Origin of the sequence: Streptomyces sp. NPDC007808, from assembly GCF_042868655.1 — a bacterium.
In the GTDB taxonomy this organism is placed as follows: Bacteria; Actinomycetota; Actinomycetes; order Streptomycetales; family Streptomycetaceae; genus Streptomyces.
Genome location: NZ_JBIAEQ010000005.1, coordinates 82,962 through 99,189, shown reverse-complemented (window position 1 = coordinate 99,189; position 16,228 = coordinate 82,962). Strand labels below are relative to the sequence as shown.

Sequence of the window (16,228 nt, the reverse complement as noted above, 5' to 3'; positions counted from 1 at the left end):
CGGGGCGGCGGGGCGGAGCTCACGCGGCGCTGCTGCTCCGCGGCATCCTGTACCGGCACGTCACATCGTGCTCGCTGCCGAGGCTCGTCCACCAGCGCTCACAGCACGCGGAGTCCAGCTCGGCCCGGACGATCGCGTCCGCGGCGTCGTCGCCCCGCCCGGCCCGCGCGACCAACTCCAGCAGCCACCGCCTCTGTTCGCCGATCACGGTCTCCCGTACGACCGCGATGACCGGCACGAGACTGGCGGCGGCGAACAGACAGGCGGCCCACACGGGGCCGTACCGGACTTCGAGGACCGTGGTCCAGGCGAGCCCCGCGCTCGTCGCGATGTAAAGGGCACACAGAAGGCGGCTGGAGCAGTTCATGGGCGTACACCGTCCTTGGGGCGGATCGACACACCTTGTCCAACTGCTAACGGCCCGCGGGGACTCGGGTGATTTATCCCACCGTGACCTGACGGGCATCGCCCTTTGGCCCTGACCGCGCGCCCACCGTCGTCTTCTCCTGGAACGCGGACCGGTAGGCGTGCGGCGTGGTGCCGACCACCCTGCGGAAGCGGTCGCGGAACGCCGTCGGAGAGCCGAACCCCGCCTGCCGCGCGACCCGTTCGATCGGGTGGTCGCTGTTCTCCAGCAGGTACTGGGCCCGCCGCACCCGCGTGCGCAGCAGCCACTGCAGGGGAGTGGTGCCGGTCTGCGCACGGAACCGGCGGCTGAGGGTGCGCTCGCTCATACCCGCGCGCTCCGCCATCTCCCCGAGCGTGATCTCCCGGGCCAGATTGTCCTCGATCCACGCCAGCAGCGGTTCGAGCGCCGAGCCACGCGGTACGGGCGGGTGCTCGTGCACGATGAACTGTGCCTGCCCGCCCTCCCGTTCCAGAGGTACGACGGACATGCGCGCGGTGTGCGCGGCGACGGCCGACCCGAGGTCCCGCCGGATCATGTGCAGGCACATGTCCAGCCCCGCGGCGGCCCCGGCGGAGGTGAGGATCCGCCCGTTGTCGACGTACAGCACGTCCGGCTGGACGTCGACCCGCGGGAAGCGGCGGGCCAGTTCGTCGGTGGCCATCCAGTGGGTGGTGGCGCGCAGTCCGTCCAGCAGTCCCGCCTCGGCCAGCACGAAGGCGCCCACGCACACCGACGCGATCCGCGTGCCGGACCGCGCCGCGTCCCGCAGGGCCGCCACCACGCGAGGAGAGGGCGGCCCGGTCCCGTCGCAACCGGGCACGACGATGGTGTCCGCGTCCGCCAGTCCGTCGAGCCCGCGCTCGATCCGCAGGGCGAAGCCGTCGGTGGGCACCTCGGGCGACTCGGCGCACAGCCGGACCCGGTAGGGGCGGCGCCCGTCCGGCAGGCGCGTCCAGCTGAACATCTGGAAGGGCGCGGCCATGTCGAACGGCACCACGTTGTCGAGGACCAGGATCGCCACGGTGTGCATGAGTGCCACCTTAGGCGGATTCCCGCCATCGACAGAAGGCCAGGTGGAGTGGGCACACACGGCTGCGCCTCAGGAAAAGCCTGTTGGCGGGAATCCGTTGACAGCTGTCGTTCCAGCCTCTGTGCGCTCGCCGCGAAGATCCCTAACGTGGGTCGCGCCCCGAAGGCCCAGCAGGCCCGGGGCGTTCATGCCCGCGCCGACACGGAGACCGACACCACCCGATGACCAAGATCCTTCTCATCCTTCACGTCCTGGCCGCCATCGTGGCCGTCGGTCCCGTCACCGTGGCGGCCAGCATGTTCCCGCCGGCGGCGCGCGGCGTCCCGACCGTGGACGGGGCGGTGGCCGCGGACGGGGCGGCGGCGGTGGCCACCGTCCGGCTCCTGCACCGCATCTGCCGTGTCTACGCCGGCATCGGGGTCTCGGTCCCGGTCCTCGGCCTGGCCACCGCCCTGGCCATGGGCGTGCTCGGCAGCGCCTGGCTGATCGTGTCGATCGCCCTGACCGGAGCCGCCGCCGGCATCCTGATCGCCTTCGTCCTGCCCCGGCAGGAGGAACTCCTGGAGCACCTGGACGCCGAGCGGTCCGTCGAACGCTCCGCCACGGTGCGGCTCGCCATGTTCACGGGCATCTTCAACCTGCTGTGGGCCACCGTGACCATCCTGATGATCGTCCGGCCCGGCTCGACGACGGGCGCCTGACCAGGTCGACCCGAGGCGAGGGCGCTGGGGCGGCGGAGCATTAGTGCCGCGTTCCCCGGCCGTCAAGCGCTCTGGCAGAATTCGTACTTCAGTGTGCGTCGGCGCCTAGACTCGACTGCCGTGCCCATATGCACACGGGGCCACGACTGAAAGGCGCGTTGACGGGTGTTCCAGGATTCCCCCATTTACGACCGGCTCATCGCGGAGCGCGGCGACATCCCCACCCAGGTGCGCAGGGAGGCCGAACGCGTCAACAGGGAGGTGGAGTTCGCCATGCAGCCCCTGCTGCAGTCCTCCGTCGGCCCGGCGCCGGTTCCTCCCGGCCGCCCGGCGCCCCCCGCCCCGACCTGGCAGCGCAGCGCCCTGCCGCCCGGCCCGCAGGGGATCTGAGCGGCCCGTCAGCACACCCGCGCGCTCGCCCCGTCGATCTGCGGATGCTCCCCGAGGACGGGGCGGGCGAGCCACTCGGCTATGGTCCGGGCGATGGGCTGGCCCGTGTCCACCTCGACGAACCCGAACTGCCCCGACTGGTTGCACTCCAGAAACCACCACGTCCCGTCGGCGTCCTCCACGAAGTCGAAGGCGCCGTAGGCGAGTTCGGCGTCCCTGAGATACGCCAGCACGGCCTCGGCGACACGCGGTGCCACCTCGACGGGGACCCAGGGCGCCTCGGACTCGGCGAAGCGGACGTCCACCTCGCCGTCCGCGCCGGCCGGTTTGCGCGCCGCCAGCAGTCGCTCGCCCACCACGGTCAGCCGGATGTCGGCCCGCTTGGCGACGCGCCGCTGCAGCAGGGTGGGGCCGAACGCGACGGCGGAGAAGTCGGTGTCCGGGTCCACCCTGCTGGTGGGCACCGCCCGCGGCGGATCCTGCGGGTGCGCCCCGGACACCGGCTTGACCACCAGATCCGGATACCGCGCGGCGAACTCCCGGGCGGCCTGCGGGAACGTCGTGATCAGCGTGGCCGGCACGGGCAGGCCGCAGCGCTGGGCCAGTCGCAACTGCCAGGGCTTGTACCGGGCCCGGCGGGCCGCGTCGGGGTGGTTCATCCAGCGGGCGTCACAGCCCCGGAGCATGCCGTAGAGCGCCTGGCCCGCCTCCTCCGTCAGCCATGCGGAGGGTGTGGCCCCCCGGGTCGCCGCCGTGCCGGGCCTGCGCATCCAGACCGAGCGCAGCCCGCCGATGCCCACCAGGCGTCCCGCGGCCGACAGATGGCCGCGGAAGGCGCCGTGCACGTACTCGCCCGACAGGGCGACCCCACCGGTCAGGTCGGCCGGGTCGAGCCGAACCACCGGGACGCCGGAGGCGTTCAGGTGCACGACCACCATGTCGGCCGTCACGTCCTCTTCGTTGGTCAGAATCAAGACCGTCATCGTCGTCGGCCTGTGTTCAGTCGTCGAAGTGTGTCTTCGAGCCCGCCGTGGACGTCGTGGTCCCCAACTCGCGCATCAGGGCGAGGTCACTGGCGGCTATCCGCCCGTCCCGGAGCACGTTCAACTGCAGACCGGAGTCGTACGCGTACGGAGCGGTGACCTCCAACTCCGCTGCCGGCCGTGCATAGTTGAGCGCGAACGGTTGCATCGTCTCTCCCTCACAGGTGGTGCTCCGATCGAGCCTGGTCACCCAGCGGCGCCCACGGTTCGCCGACGCCTTGTGGTTTCCACTTACTTATACGAATCGAACGAGTGGTTGGTTTCCTTACTTTCTGTAACCAACGGGGCCGGTCGTTCGGCTCGGGGGGAGCGGTGCAGGGTACGCAGTGCCAACAGGAGCACTCCGATGTCGTCCAGATACACCGGATCGGGGACCAGATCGGTCGGCAGGACGAAGTACAGCAGAGCGCCCCAGAACACCCAGCGCGGCCCGGTGGGCAGCCCCGCCCGGCGCAGCTGACGCCGCGTGCGCACGAGCCGCACCAGCACGTACAGGGCCACGGCGAGCACACCGGCCGCGAGGGCGACGGCGACGAAGATCACAGTGGTGGTCGACTCCACGGAGCCTCCTCCTGCCGGGGTGCGCACCGCGCGCACTGCTGGTCGGATTCCCTCCTTGGGCGTGCGCATTGCATGACGGCGGTCACCTGGCGCACCCCATCACCCGTCAGGAGGACAGACGCACGGGAGGCCCGGCCACCTGCCTGGGCGGGCGCGTGAACCGTCCAGCCGCGCGCCGGAGGGAACCCGCCCGACGCGGTACACCCCGCCGACGGGTCCGGCGCAGCCGTCCTACGCATCCCGGCTGAACGCGGCGACGGGTGGTTGCGGTGACTTTCCCGCTTCGGCCGCCGGTCGCTAACGGTCCGAGGTCTGCGGCTGCTCCTCGACCGCCTCCGGCCGTTGTGCGACGGCCTCGTCGAGCCGTGCGGGCTCCTCGTGCGTCCCGTTCCCGTCCGAGGTGCTCCTGCGGGTCCATGCCGAGCCCTTCAGGCGCTCGAAGGTCCGGGTCAGGTGCTGGAGCGGGGACGGTGCGGAGGCGGCCTGCTCGGGCCGTGCCACCGGTGCCGCGTCCGCGGACTCGCGGTAGGCGGCCAGCGCGGCGTGCGCCTGCTCGGCGGCCTCCCGGTACAGGTCGCGGGATTTCGTCATGGCCTCCAGCGCCTCGGCGTACATCGCCACCAGGGCGCGTTCGCGGGCGAGTTCCTCCTCAAGCGTCAGCAGCCGCCAGTCCTCGCGCAGTGCGGCGACGGCCTCCTCGCCGCCGTCCGGCAACGGGCGGGGCAGTGCGGCGAACCGCGTCACTGCGTGCATGAGCTCGGCCGGCTCCGAGCCGTCGAGGAAGACGCTGCGTACGGCGAACTCCTCGGCGTCGTACGAGGACGCCGACGCGGTCCCCGGCAGGACGACGGCGCCGCCGCGCGGGACTTCGACGCCGACGTCGCGCAGGGCCCAGTTCACGACGCGCAGCTGGCTGGGCGCGGCCCGGTGCTCGACCACCCGGTGCCGCAGACTCGGCGGGAGCATCCCGGCCAGCGGCACCTGGCCGCGCTCGTCCGTGGTCATGGCCTCATGGACGACCACATGGATGCTCCAGCCGTCCCGCGCCGCGTCCCGCAGGATGCGCCGTACGTCCTTGTCGTCCTCGGGCAGGGGGTTGATGTTCGTCAGACGCAGGCCGGTGACGGCGTCGTTGTCCCAGCCCGTGTCCGGCTCCCGGGGCCAGAACATGGTCGCCGGTGACGGCCACCGCGGGTCCCACGGCGCCTCCGCCTCCGCGGTCAGCTGCCACATCTGCCCGTTGACGGGGCCGCGCTCGACCGTCATCCGGGCGCGCACGGTCACGCTCCCGGCGACCCGCCAGCGGGCCTCGAAGATCCACTCCTGGGCGTCCTCGGTCTCGGGTACTTCCAGGAAGTCGTCTATGGTCCCGCCGTCCTTGAGCTGCCGCAGGCTGGACCGGAGGGTGTCCTGCGCGGCGGGTCCGAGGTGGCGGCCACGGGCCGACCACACCGAGGGAGGGGCTGGGGGGCGGGCGCTGGAGGAGCTGGGCATGAGTCCATCTGTGGGCGGGGGGCACGTGCGTACCAGTATCGATGCCCCAGGTGGGTCCCGATCAAGCGGGGTCCGCACAGATCCGCACACGGGGTGTGCGCGGTTCGCACAGTCCGACTGCCGCTCACTCGTGGTCGGCTCCGCCTCCCGTCATGACAATGACTCGGTGAGCGGGACCCGCCCGCCATCCGCATTGGGGCGGGTCCCGCTCATGCGGCGATGTCCGGTTCAGCCGTGGTAGCTGATGTAGCCGTTGCGGTCGGGGTCGGATCCGCTCTGGGTGTAGGAGTGCGAGTCGGCCCCGGCGCCCGAGGGCTTGTAGAGGTAGATCGAGTCCTTGTCGTTGTTCCACATGAAGTTGCAGTTGTCGCGGTAGACGACGTTCCCGGAGTCGGAGTCGGAGCCGTTGCCGCCCCGGAGCTTCACGTAGTCGCCGGGCTGCAGGTAGTGGTTGGCGGTGAAGGCGAAGCGATTGCCGGCCTTGTCCTTCACGACATAGCCCTTGAGGTTGACCGTGGTGCCGGACGAGTAGTTCTTGATCGTCAGGTATTCCTCGTCGGTGTTGCCGGTCGAGCAGCTGTTGGAGTCGCGGCCCGGAGCGTCGTACTGGATGCCGCGGATCTTCAGCGCGGACGAGTACTCGGTGGCCTGGGCCGGCACGGCGGACAGTGCGGCCAGCGTGCCGGCCGCGACGGCGGTTGTGGCGACGATGCGTATACGCATGGAGAAATACCCCCCAGTGTGGAGCTTGTGTGAAGATCAGGAGTGTAGGCGGATCGCATGGTCAGGGGGGCGACTTCACCGAATCGTGAGACGGGCGGGCGTCAGTGCGGGTATGTGCGGGGCGGACGCTGACGGGTGAGTTCGTCCCTGAACTCCGAGATGGCCGAGCTGATCTGGCGCATGAGTACGGTGTGCTCCAGGCGGTCGAGGTAGAGGTTGCGCCGGGCGAGGGCGGGCGCGTCGACGCAGAAGTGCAGCGCCATGAGCGGATTGACGAAGAGCTCGGAGTTCGCCGTCCGCTCGGTGAACCGGACGTCGCCGAAGTCGCCGCGCACGGCGGCGGCGACGCAGCCCTGGACGATGCTGGGGTGGTCCGGCGTGCACCGCTGGGCGTGCTCCACCGCGTCGAGGTAGAGCCGCCCCTCACGGCTCTCGCGCGGCAGCGGAAAGGCGCCGAGGTAGCCGCCCTCGCGGTCCAGGGCGGCCAGGTTCTCCAGCACGAGCGAGTGGTTGACCCCGTGGTGGGCGTCCACTCCGAAGCCGAGGCACGTCACCAGTCGTTCGGGAACCTCGTCGAGCCCGGCGACGGCGGCCAGGCTGGCCATGTCCTCCTCCGGTGTGCCCAGCCCGTGTTCGTCGCCGCGCATCAGGATGTCGGTGCCGCCGTCCACCAGGACGACGGCGTCCACGCCGCCCAGACGCTCCAGGAGCGTGCGGTAGGCGGTCCTCAGCGGCTGTACGCCCGTGAGGGGAAAGGCGTACACGGTGTCGGGCAGATCCTGCAGGGCGAGCCACCGGGCGAGGGTCCGCTCGGGGAAGTAGCCGCCGCGCGCCGCGGTGTCCGGACGTATCGCCGCGATGTCGCGGTCCACCCACACGCCGGAGTCCAGCCCGTACAGATCCGAGAAGGACAGGTTGGCCAGGTGGACCTCCTTGCCGGCCGCGCGCAGCGCGAGGGCCGTCGGCAACCCGGCGTACACGTCGAAACCGCCGCCCGCACCGGCGACGAGCACCCGCCGCGCATGGCGCAGCCGGGTGAAGAAGGGGGGCTCCAGAAGTGTGAACACCGGGGGACGTTAACAGGAGCCGGCAGGGGCGCTTCTTCGCTACGGGCGCCTGCCGGGGTGCGAGAACGGGGCGGGCCGGGGTCGACCCCGGCCCGCCCCGCTGCGTCGGGGAATCAGGCGCCGCTCTCGCGGAGCATGTCCTCGCGCTCGACGATCTTCACGCGCTCACGGCCCTGCGGCTCGCCCAGCGCCTTCTCGGCGGCGTCCAGCTTGTACCAGCCCTCCCAGGTGGTGAACCGGACCTCGCGCTCGGCGAGGAACGCGTCCACGGCCTCCGGCTCGGGCGAGCCCGGCGTCTGCAGACGGCCGGCCGCGAAGTCGGCCAGCAGGTTGGCGACCGTCTCGTTGGCGTCACCCTTGGTGTGGCCGATCAGGCCCACCGGGCCGCGCCGGATCCAGCCTGTGACGTACGTCGACTGCAGGTGCTCTCCGGACTCCTGGATCACCCGGCCGCCCTCGTCCGGGACGGTGCCCGACTCGATGTCCCAGGGCAGCTTGGGGAGTTTGTCGGAGAGGTAACCCACCGCGCGGTAGATCGCGGTGACGTCCCAGTCCTTGAACTCGCCGGTGCCCTTGACGTTGCCGGTGCCGTCCAGGGCGGTGCGCTCGGTGCGCAGGCCGACGACCTTGCCGTCCTCGCCGAGGATCTCGACCGGCGACTCGAAGAAGTGCAGGAACAGCTTGTGCGGGCGGTCGCCGACGTCGCGTATCGCCCAGTTCTCCAGGGTCTTGGCGACCATGTCGGCCTGCTTGTTGCCCCGCCGGGTGGCGATCGAGCCCTCGTCGTAGTCGATGTCCTCGGGGTCGACGATGACCTCGATGTTGGGGGAGTGGTCCAGCTCGCGCAGTTCCATGGGGCTGAACTTCGCCTGCGCCGGGCCGCGGCGGCCGAACACGTGGATCTCCAGGGCCTTGTTGGCCTTGAGACCGTCGTAGACGTTCGGCGGGATCTCCGTCGGGAGCAGCTCGTCCGCCGTCTTGGCGAGGATGCGGGCCACGTCCAGCGCGACGTTGCCGACGCCGAGCACCGCGACCTTCTCCGCCTGAAGCGGCCAGGTGCGCGGTACGTCCGGGTGGCCGTCGTACCAGGAGACGAAGTCCGCGGCGCCGTAGGAGCCGTCGAGCTCGATGCCCGGTATCGGCAGCGCCCGGTCGGCCGTCGCGCCGGTGGAGAAGATCACGGCGTCGTAGAAGGCGCGCAGGTCGTCGAGGCTGATGTCGTTCGGGTAGTCGACGTTGCCGAAGAGGCGGATCTGCGGCTTGTCGAGCACCTGGTGGAGGGCCGTGATGATGCCCTTGATGCGGGGGTGGTCGGGCGCGACGCCGTAGCGGATCAGGCCGAACGGCGCCGGCATGCGCTCGAAGAGGTCGATGGACACGCCGGGTTCGGCGGCCACGTCGGACTTGAGCAGGGCGTCGGCGGCGTAGATTCCGGCCGGGCCGGCTCCGACGATGGCTACCCGCAGGGGGCGGGGCATGATCAGGTTCCCTTCGAGCGGCGATGGATCGACTCGACGGGAATCCTAAACTAAGGCAAGCCTAAGTCGGTACACGGGTCCGGTCTATGGGCTCATAAAGCGACTTTATGAGGCGACGGCTCGTGCGGTCACTGTCTCACGAGGGGCCGGGAGGGGGGCGGGCGGGTCCGGCGCCCCGGTTCGTGCGGGGCGCCGGGTGCCGCTCAGTCGAGGTGGTAACTGTCGCCGTACACCCACCAGTCGAGCGGTGTGGCGAGGTCGAGGTTGCCGTTGCGCAGGAAGACCCGCTGTGCCGTGTCGACCCGGCTGGTGTCCTCGTGGGCCGCCTCCTGCTTCATGGCCCACACCCGCGCGTCCAGGAAGGCGTGCAGGTAGGTGACTTCGTCGCCGCCCTGCGCCGGCGGCCGGGCCCGGTTCAGGGCGCGCCGTCGGATGTTGCGGAAGCTGGTGGGGTCGGTGCCGTCACCGTGCATGACGATGGCGTCGTAGTAGGCGAACTGGCCGAGTACGCGCAGGCCGTCGGCCTTGCCCTGCCGTACGGCCGGGTCGAAGTACACGCGGTCGCGCTCGTCGTCCTGCGCGCGCCTGAACGCCTGGTCCTGTGCCGCCCGGACCCAGTCGCGTGGGTAGTGCGGGTCGAGACCGTCGTGCGAGTCCGTGCCGTTCACCCGGCGCAGTGCCGGCAGGTACCGGGCGAGGACGTTGCCGGGGCGACGGTCGGCGTACAGCTGGACGAGGTCGAGCATGTCGCCCGTGCCCGAGCAGAAGCCGATGATCCCGGCGGTGTAGCCCCGGCCGTCCCCGATGTCCTCGATGTACTTGTACTGCGCCTTCCAGTCGAGCGAGGAGTTCTCCGCGCTCGACACCAGCTTCATGGCGATCTCCTTCTTCGCCGGGTCGTCGAGCCCCACCGCGGAGCGGGCGGCGGCGGGCGGGGCGTCGAGGAGGGGGACCGATGCCAGGGACGCGCCGAACAGGGCGAGCAGAGTGCGGCGCGAGGCGTGCGTGGGGTGCTTCACGGCGGCTCCAAAGGGAGGCGGGGGGAGGAGAGTTGGCCGTACGTGACACTGATAGGAAGGTTTCCTATCAGACGCGGGGCGTGCAGGACACCGGTCGCGTGGAAGGTTCGTACCAATGCACAACAGGTGCCTGTTACGGCAGGGGCTGCTCCGCCCAGATCACCTTGCCGGCGGGCAGATACCGCGTGCCCCAGCGCTCGGCCAGCTGCGCGACCAGGAACAAGCCGCGTCCGCCCTCGTCCGTCATGGTCGCGTAGCGCAGATGCGGGGAGGTGCTGCTGCTGTCGAAGACCTCGCAGATCAGGCTGCGGTCGCGCAGCATGCGCACGCGGATGGCGTCACCGCCGTAGCGGATCGCGTTGGTGACCAGCTCGCTCAGGATCAGCTCCGTCGTGAACGACAGGTCCTCCAGATCCCACCTCTGAAGCGTCTGCGTCACGCAGGAGCGCACCCGGGCGACGGCCGCCGGGTCGGACGGCACCTCCCACTCGGCGACGAGGTCGGGCCCGAGCGCCCGGGTACGCGCCACGATCAGCGCGATGTCGTCGCTCGACCGGGTCGGCGGCCGGGCGTCCAGCACGGCCTGGCACGTCTCCTCGGGCGACCGGTCGGCCCCGGTCAGTGCCGTGCGCAGCAGTTCGAGTCCCTCGTCGATGTCCCGGCCCCGGTCCTCCACGAGCCCGTCCGTGTAGAGCACGAGCCGGCTGTCCTCCGTCAGCTCCAACTCGGCCGTCTCGAACGGCAGTCCGCCCAGGCCCAGCGGGGGGCCGGCGGGCACGTCCGGGAAGGTCACCGACCCGTCCGGCTCGATCAGGGCAGGCGGCGGATGGCCGGCGCGGGCGATCGTGCACCGCTGGGCGACCGGGTCGTAGACCGCGTACAGACAGGTCGCGCCGGTCACCGGAGCGCTGTCGTCCGCCTCGGCCTCGTCCTGGTCGATCCGGGCCACCAACTCGTCCAGCAGCCCCAGCAACTCGTCGGGCGGCAGGTCCAGGGCGGAGAAGTTGTGCACGGCCGTGCGCAGCCGGCCCATCGTGGCCGCCGCGTGCAGCCCGTGCCCCACCACGTCCCCCACCACCAGCGCGACCCGGGCCCCGGACAGCGGCAGCACGTCGAACCAGTCGCCGCCCACCCCGGCCTGCGCCGGCAGATACCGGTACGCGATGTCCAGCGCGTTCTGCTCGGGCAGGCTGCGGGGCAGCAGGCTGCGCTGCAGGGTCACCGCCATGCTGTGCTCGCGGGTGTACCTGCGGGCGTTGTCGATGGACACCGCGGCCCGAGCCACCAGCTCCTCGGCGAGCGCGACCTCGTCGGACTCGAACGGCTCGGCCTTCTGCGACCGCCAGAAACTGACCACGCCCAGCACCAGGGACCCCGCCCGCAACGGCACGGCGATCAGCGAGTGGATGCCGAACTGCACGACCTGCGCGGAACGCTCCAGATCCTGGGCCTGCCAGCCCGGCGCCTGCGCGAGCCGCGGCTCGATGACCGCCTGCCCGCCGTGCAGCGCGCGGGCCTGCGGGGAGGAGTCGACCAGCCGGATCTGCTCACCCACCGGGTACAGCGGCGCGTCCTTGCGGATCCCGCTGCACGCGGTGCGCCGCAGCCGGGTCACCGACTCCGGATGCCCGCCCGCCAGCACCGCGTCGAAGAGGTCGACGGTGGCGTAGTCCGCGAACCGGGGCACCGCCAGCTCCGCCAGTTCCTCCGCGGTACGGGTCACGTCCAGGCTGGTGCCGATGCCCACACCCGCGTCGTACAGCATGTTCAGCCGCTCGCGCGCCTCCTCGGCGCGGCCGGACAGGGCCCGCAGCTCCGTGGAGTCACGCAGGGTGGCGACGCTGCCGGACGGCCGGCCCCGCAGATGGGTCGGACGCTGGTTCACCGCCAGCAGCCGGTCCTTGACCAGGTGCACCTCGTCGGTGGCCGTGCGGCCGGAGTCCAGCAGCTCGGCGGTGTCGGGAGCGAGACCGAGGTCGAGCACCCGGCGCCCCTCCGCGTCCGGGGGCAGGTCGAGCAGGCGGTGCGCCTCGTCGTTGGCGAGCAGCAGCCGCCGCTCGTCGCCGACGATGATCACGCCCTCCCGGACGGAGTGCAGAACGGCGTCGTGGTGCTCGTACATCCGGGTCATCTCGTCCGGGCCGAGACCGTGCGTCTGCCGCAGCAGACGCCTGCTGACCAGGGCCGTGCCGCCCAGGGCCAGGGCCAGCGCCGCCGCCGCGGCGGACAGCAGGAGCGGCATCTGCCGGTTCGCGGTGCCGCCCACGGTGGCCTTGGTGACCCCGGCGGACACCAGTCCGACGACCTTCCCGTCGGGATCCTCGATGGGCACCACCGCCTGCACCAGCGGTCCGATCGTGCCGGTGATCTCCTCGGTGACGACCTTCCCGTTCAGCGCCGGTGCGATGGTCCCGACGAACTTCTTCCCGATGCGGTCCGGCTTGGGATGGGAGTACCGGACGCCCTCGGTGTTCATGACCACGATGAAGTCCACGCCGGTCGCCTCGCGCGCCGCCTCGGCCCGTGGCTGCAGCACGGCGCTCGGGTCCGGGCTGTCCAGTGCCTCCCTGGTGCCGGGCGCGTTCGCGAACGCCTCGGCGACCGCCACCGAGCGGTTACGGGCCTCCCGCGTGGTGTCGTACCGCACCTGGAGCACCAGCGCCACCACCGCGGCCACGACCAGCAGCAGCACGATCACCACCTGGAGCAGGAACACCTGCCCCGCGACGCTGCGCCCGCCCAGCGTCGCGCGCACCCCGGAGAGCCGGCCGGTACGACGCTCCGCGGCGAGCACTCCGGACGGGATCGCCCGCTCGGGCACACCTGGCGCGCGGCCGGGCGCACTCCGGGCGCGCGAACCGCCGGGACGACGGGCCGACCGGGCCCCGGATCGACCCCACAGTCGGACCATGTGCCCATGTCTACACTGCCGGGCCGCAGGAGGCGAGAGACGCCACAGACCGTGACAGGACCTGCTCCTTCTCCCACAGCACGATCACATGTCCGGGACACCCCGCCCGAGCAACTCCCGTCCTCGCACCAGGGTTACGACAGCCGCCGCACGTCCGGGCGCACGCGTGCCGGGCGACCTGCCACGGCCGGTCGGCGTGGTTCCGCCTTCCCGTCACATCTCGGGTCTTCGCGTCCGCTCGCGTTCAGGGTGTTCGCGTCCCGTCACACTCCGGGTGTTCGCGTCCGGTCGCACTGCGGGTGTTCGCGTCCGGTCTCGCACTCCGGGTCTCGTCTGCGGTCTCACTTCCGGCGCAGTGCGGTCTCACTTCCGGCGCAGTGGTGAGGAGCGCCGGGTCGCGAGCAACAGCGCGATGTCGTCGGGCCGGTCCACGGTGTGCCGGGCCTTCGCGGTGAGCCGGTCGGCCACGCCCGCCAGCGAGCGGCCCCCCGCCCCGGCGGCGGGCGCACCGGCTCGGGCGAGCGCCACCCGCAGCGCGCTGATGCCGACGTCGATGTCGACACCGGGCCGCTCCACCAGCCCGTCCGTGTACAGCGCGAGCACGGCCCCGGTCTCCATCCGCAGCTCGGTCACGGGGTACTGGGCCTGCGGGTCCACACCGAGCACGACACCGCCGGGCAGGTCGAGCACCTGCGTACGGCCGTCCGGGCGGCGCAGCAGCGGGCGCGGATGCCCGGCCACGGCGGCCTGGCCCACCCCGGTCGCCGGGTCCAGCCGGATGTAGCAGCAGCTCGCGAACAGGCCGCTGTCGAGGTCGATGAGCAGGCGGTTGGTACCGCTCATGACCTCGTCCGGCGGCCGGTCCCCGAGGGCGAACGCCCTGACGGCGCTGCGCAGCTGCCCCATGGTGGCCGCCGCCTGCACCCCGTGCCCCTGCACGTCGCCGATGACCAGCGCCAGACCGTCCCCGGCGGCGACGACGTCGTACCAGTCCCCGCCCACCTCCATGCCCTGCGTGCCCGGCAGATACCGGCCCGCGGTCTCCATCAGCGGGTGCTGCGGCAGCCGCCGGGGGAGCAGCACCTGTTGCAGCCCCCGGGCCAGCGCGGCCTCGCTCTCGTAGCGCCGCGCCTTCTCCATGGCATGCGCGATCAGCCCGGCCATGGCCGTCAGCACGGTGCGTTCCTCGGTGCTGAAGCTGCGCGGCCGGTCGAAACCGAGGATGCAGGAGCCGACGGGCCGCCCGGAGGCGATCAGCGGCAGGAAGGCACGGGCCCCCTCCGTCGCGTCCAGGGCGATGCCCGGATACGCGTCGGCGAGCTGCTGCATCGAGTCGAAGAACAGCGGTCGACCGGTGGTGAGCGTCTCCACACCGGGCAGCCGCTCGTCCAGGCCCACCCCCTCGAACGGGGCGAGGAACCCCTGCGGGAAGCCCGTCTCCCAGGCCAGGAACAGATGCCGTTCCTGGAGCAGGTAGATGGCCAGCCGGCGGCCGCCGAACGCGGGCAGCAGCTCCCGCATCACCACCGCGGAGACCTGACGGGCGGTCACCGCCTCCGTCAACGCGATGGCCAGGACGATGGGGCGGTACAGGGGAGACAGCGAGGGCGTGCCGACCGGCTCCGGCGTACCCTGCGCCTCCGCAGGCCCGGACGGGCTGTCCGCCATGTGGTGCCCGGGGCGGAGCGTGCAGGTCAGCAGGTCCGGGCCGGGATACACCGACATGGAGAGCAGGTCCCCGCCGAGCGGGTCGGCGGCGGAGTCACCGCTGTGCGCGGACGGTCTGCGGACATGGAAGTGCACCGGTTCCGGTGACAGCAGCGCCCCGCGCAGATGATCCTCGAAGGCCGGCTGGTTCAGCCACGGCACGCCCTCCCACAGCGTGCGGCCCAGCAGCTCGCTGCGGGGGCGGCGCAGCAGTGCCGCCGCACGCGGGTTGGCGTAGACGACCGCACCCAGCCGGTCCAGGCAGAACACCCCTTCCGGCAGCAGGTCGGCCGCCGAGTCCGCCACCGTGCCCGGCCCCGGCTCCAGTACGGCACCCCGAACGGTCGTCGTGCCGGCCGGCGCCGGCTCACCGGGGCGCGCCGCGTCCTCGTACGGCCCCCAGACCTCGACCAGCCGCAGCGCACCGTCCGGGGCGTGCACGCACAGCGGCAGGGAGGGAGGACGGCCTCCCGCCGCCTCCCGCAGCGCCGCCAGGATCCCCTCCGCGTCATCCGGAGCGACCGCCCGAGCGAACCCCTCGACGGTCCCGTCGGCCTGCACCGCGCCCGGTCCCAGGACGAGGTTGAGCCGTTCGTCCGTCGTCACCGTGCCCGTCACCGGGTCCCAGACGAACTGGCCGAGACGACCCGAAGGCCGGCGGCTGGCCGGGGGCCGGACACACAGGGGCCCGCCCTCCCACGTGACCGCGGACGCACCCTCCCCGTCCCGCAGCTTCTCCAGCGCCCCTCCCAGGTCCTCCGCCAGCCGAGTGAGGCGCTCGCGCACCGGCAGCAGCTCCGTGGCGTCCCCCGCCGGGGGCAGCAGCACGGTCAGGACACCGAAGACGGACGAACCGGCCGTGACGGGAATGTGCAGCGACCCGAACTGGAACGGCAGACCGGCCGCGAACTGCGGATAGCGGCGCATCGTCTCCGTCGCGTTCGGCAGCGCGACCTCCACGCCGAGCCGATAGGCGTCCGCGACGGGGAACGGCCGGTCCACGTGCAGCCGCCACCACGGCCGGAACAGTGGCCCGGGCAAGCCTTCCAGCACCGCCAGACGCAGCAGCCCGGGCGTGCGCGAGCGCAGATAGACCCCTCCGGCGTGGCCCCCGGCCGCGCTGATCGCCTCCGCCGAGGCATCGATCAGCAGCGCCGCCAGCCTGCCGGGCGTCCGCTCTGCGCCCTCGGCGCTCCCAGTCATCGGTCTACCTTCGTCCGTACGCCGTCACGCGTGCGACACAGCAAGAATGCGCCACGACGCACCCTGCCCGCACCCGGGGCGGCTTGGCCAGAGGTGTGCAAGGCCCACCGGACCCGCCGTGGGCCGGCCGGTACGGGCACGGGACGGGTGGACGCGCGGCGACGAGGGCTCGATCACCGGGCGGACGGATTCACCCCTTGCGATCGGGATCTCCGGTGCGAATCCGCACGACCGCGGTCTCCTCTGTCACCGGGGACTCGGCGAACGAGACCACGTCTTCTCATGGCTCACCCGCCGAACGCGGCCTCAACCAGCTCACCGTCCCGGTGAAAGCCGCCTCGTACGGCCATGGACTTCGCACTCCTCGCCGGAATGCCCCGTCACCGCGGTCCGGTCGGGGTCGAAAATACTTTTACGCGTACCCGGCGTTTCAGAGGAGAAACGCCTCGGTTCAAGCCACGTTTCCAGGGGCGCCGAAGGGTGGCTCGGAAC

General features: G+C 71.8%; 14 protein-coding genes. 2 read left to right on the top strand and 12 right to left on the bottom strand.

The window, feature by feature from the left end; genetic code table 11:
- Nucleotides 1–19: 19 nt before the first annotated feature.
- Both ACFYNL_RS19645 and ACFYNL_RS19640 read right to left on the bottom strand, forming a co-directional pair.
- Nucleotides 20–367 carry a hypothetical protein gene (locus ACFYNL_RS19645; protein WP_388804858.1) on the bottom strand — a complete coding sequence of 116 codons (348 nt, stop codon included), beginning with the start codon at nucleotides 365–367 and terminating at the stop codon, nucleotides 20–22.
- A gap of 73 nt (nucleotides 368–440) precedes the next feature.
- A complete protein-coding gene (locus ACFYNL_RS19640) occupies nucleotides 441–1,439 on the bottom strand; it encodes a GlxA family transcriptional regulator (RefSeq protein WP_388804855.1) in 999 nt (332 codons plus the stop codon).
- Nucleotides 1,440–1,660: 221 nt separating this feature from the next.
- On the opposite strand from ACFYNL_RS19640, the gene ACFYNL_RS19635 reads away from it, so the two are divergent.
- Both ACFYNL_RS19635 and ACFYNL_RS19630 read left to right on the top strand, forming a co-directional pair.
- Nucleotides 1,661–2,140, top strand: coding sequence for a hypothetical protein (locus tag ACFYNL_RS19635; RefSeq protein ID WP_388804852.1), 480 nt, complete (start codon nucleotides 1,661–1,663; stop codon nucleotides 2,138–2,140).
- A 165-nt stretch (nucleotides 2,141–2,305) separates the two neighbouring features.
- On the top strand, nucleotides 2,306–2,530 hold the full coding sequence (locus tag ACFYNL_RS19630; protein WP_388804849.1) for a hypothetical protein: 225 nt from the start codon (nucleotides 2,306–2,308) through the stop codon (nucleotides 2,528–2,530).
- 8 nt (nucleotides 2,531–2,538) lie between these two features.
- On the opposite strand, the gene tgmB is transcribed toward ACFYNL_RS19630, so the two are convergent.
- The 10 genes from tgmB to ACFYNL_RS19580 all read right to left on the bottom strand — a co-directional run bounded on the left by tgmB (nucleotide 2,539) and on the right by ACFYNL_RS19580 (nucleotide 15,736).
- A complete protein-coding gene (gene tgmB / locus ACFYNL_RS19625; RefSeq protein ID WP_388804846.1) occupies nucleotides 2,539–3,513 on the bottom strand; it encodes an ATP-grasp ribosomal peptide maturase in 975 nt (324 codons plus the stop codon).
- A 16-nt stretch (nucleotides 3,514–3,529) separates the two neighbouring features.
- On the bottom strand, nucleotides 3,530–3,721 hold the full coding sequence (gene tgmA / locus ACFYNL_RS19620; RefSeq protein ID WP_388804843.1) for a putative ATP-grasp-modified RiPP: 192 nt from the start codon (nucleotides 3,719–3,721) through the stop codon (nucleotides 3,530–3,532).
- A gap of 83 nt (nucleotides 3,722–3,804) precedes the next feature.
- Nucleotides 3,805–4,134 (bottom strand): YkvA family protein, encoded by a 330-nt coding sequence (locus tag ACFYNL_RS19615; protein WP_388804840.1) that lies wholly within the window; start codon nucleotides 4,132–4,134, stop codon nucleotides 3,805–3,807.
- A 297-nt stretch (nucleotides 4,135–4,431) separates the two neighbouring features.
- Complete coding sequence (locus tag ACFYNL_RS19610) at nucleotides 4,432–5,628, bottom strand: hypothetical protein (protein ID WP_388804837.1); 1,197 nt, start codon at nucleotides 5,626–5,628, stop codon at nucleotides 4,432–4,434.
- A 228-nt stretch (nucleotides 5,629–5,856) separates the two neighbouring features.
- Nucleotides 5,857–6,351, bottom strand: a complete 495-nt coding sequence (locus tag ACFYNL_RS19605) for a lamin tail domain-containing protein (protein WP_388804834.1) — start codon at nucleotides 6,349–6,351, stop codon at nucleotides 5,857–5,859.
- Between the two features lie 101 nt (nucleotides 6,352–6,452).
- The gene (locus tag ACFYNL_RS19600) at nucleotides 6,453–7,418 is read right to left on the bottom strand and encodes a DUF1152 domain-containing protein (protein ID WP_388804831.1); all 966 of its coding nucleotides are present in this window, start codon (nucleotides 7,416–7,418) and stop codon (nucleotides 6,453–6,455) included.
- A 113-nt stretch (nucleotides 7,419–7,531) separates the two neighbouring features.
- Nucleotides 7,532–8,896 carry an FAD-dependent oxidoreductase gene (locus tag ACFYNL_RS19595; RefSeq protein WP_388804828.1) on the bottom strand — a complete coding sequence of 455 codons (1,365 nt, stop codon included), beginning with the start codon at nucleotides 8,894–8,896 and terminating at the stop codon, nucleotides 7,532–7,534.
- Between the two features lie 203 nt (nucleotides 8,897–9,099).
- Entirely contained in the window at nucleotides 9,100–9,915 is an 816-nt protein-coding gene (locus tag ACFYNL_RS19590) for a chitosanase (RefSeq protein WP_388804826.1), read from the bottom strand.
- Between the two features lie 133 nt (nucleotides 9,916–10,048).
- Nucleotides 10,049–12,826, bottom strand: a complete 2,778-nt coding sequence (locus tag ACFYNL_RS19585; RefSeq protein WP_388804824.1) for a SpoIIE family protein phosphatase — start codon at nucleotides 12,824–12,826, stop codon at nucleotides 10,049–10,051.
- Nucleotides 12,827–13,189: 363 nt separating this feature from the next.
- Nucleotides 13,190–15,736, bottom strand: a complete 2,547-nt coding sequence (locus ACFYNL_RS19580; RefSeq protein WP_388804821.1) for a SpoIIE family protein phosphatase — start codon at nucleotides 15,734–15,736, stop codon at nucleotides 13,190–13,192.
- Nucleotides 15,737–16,228 lie beyond the last annotated feature (492 nt).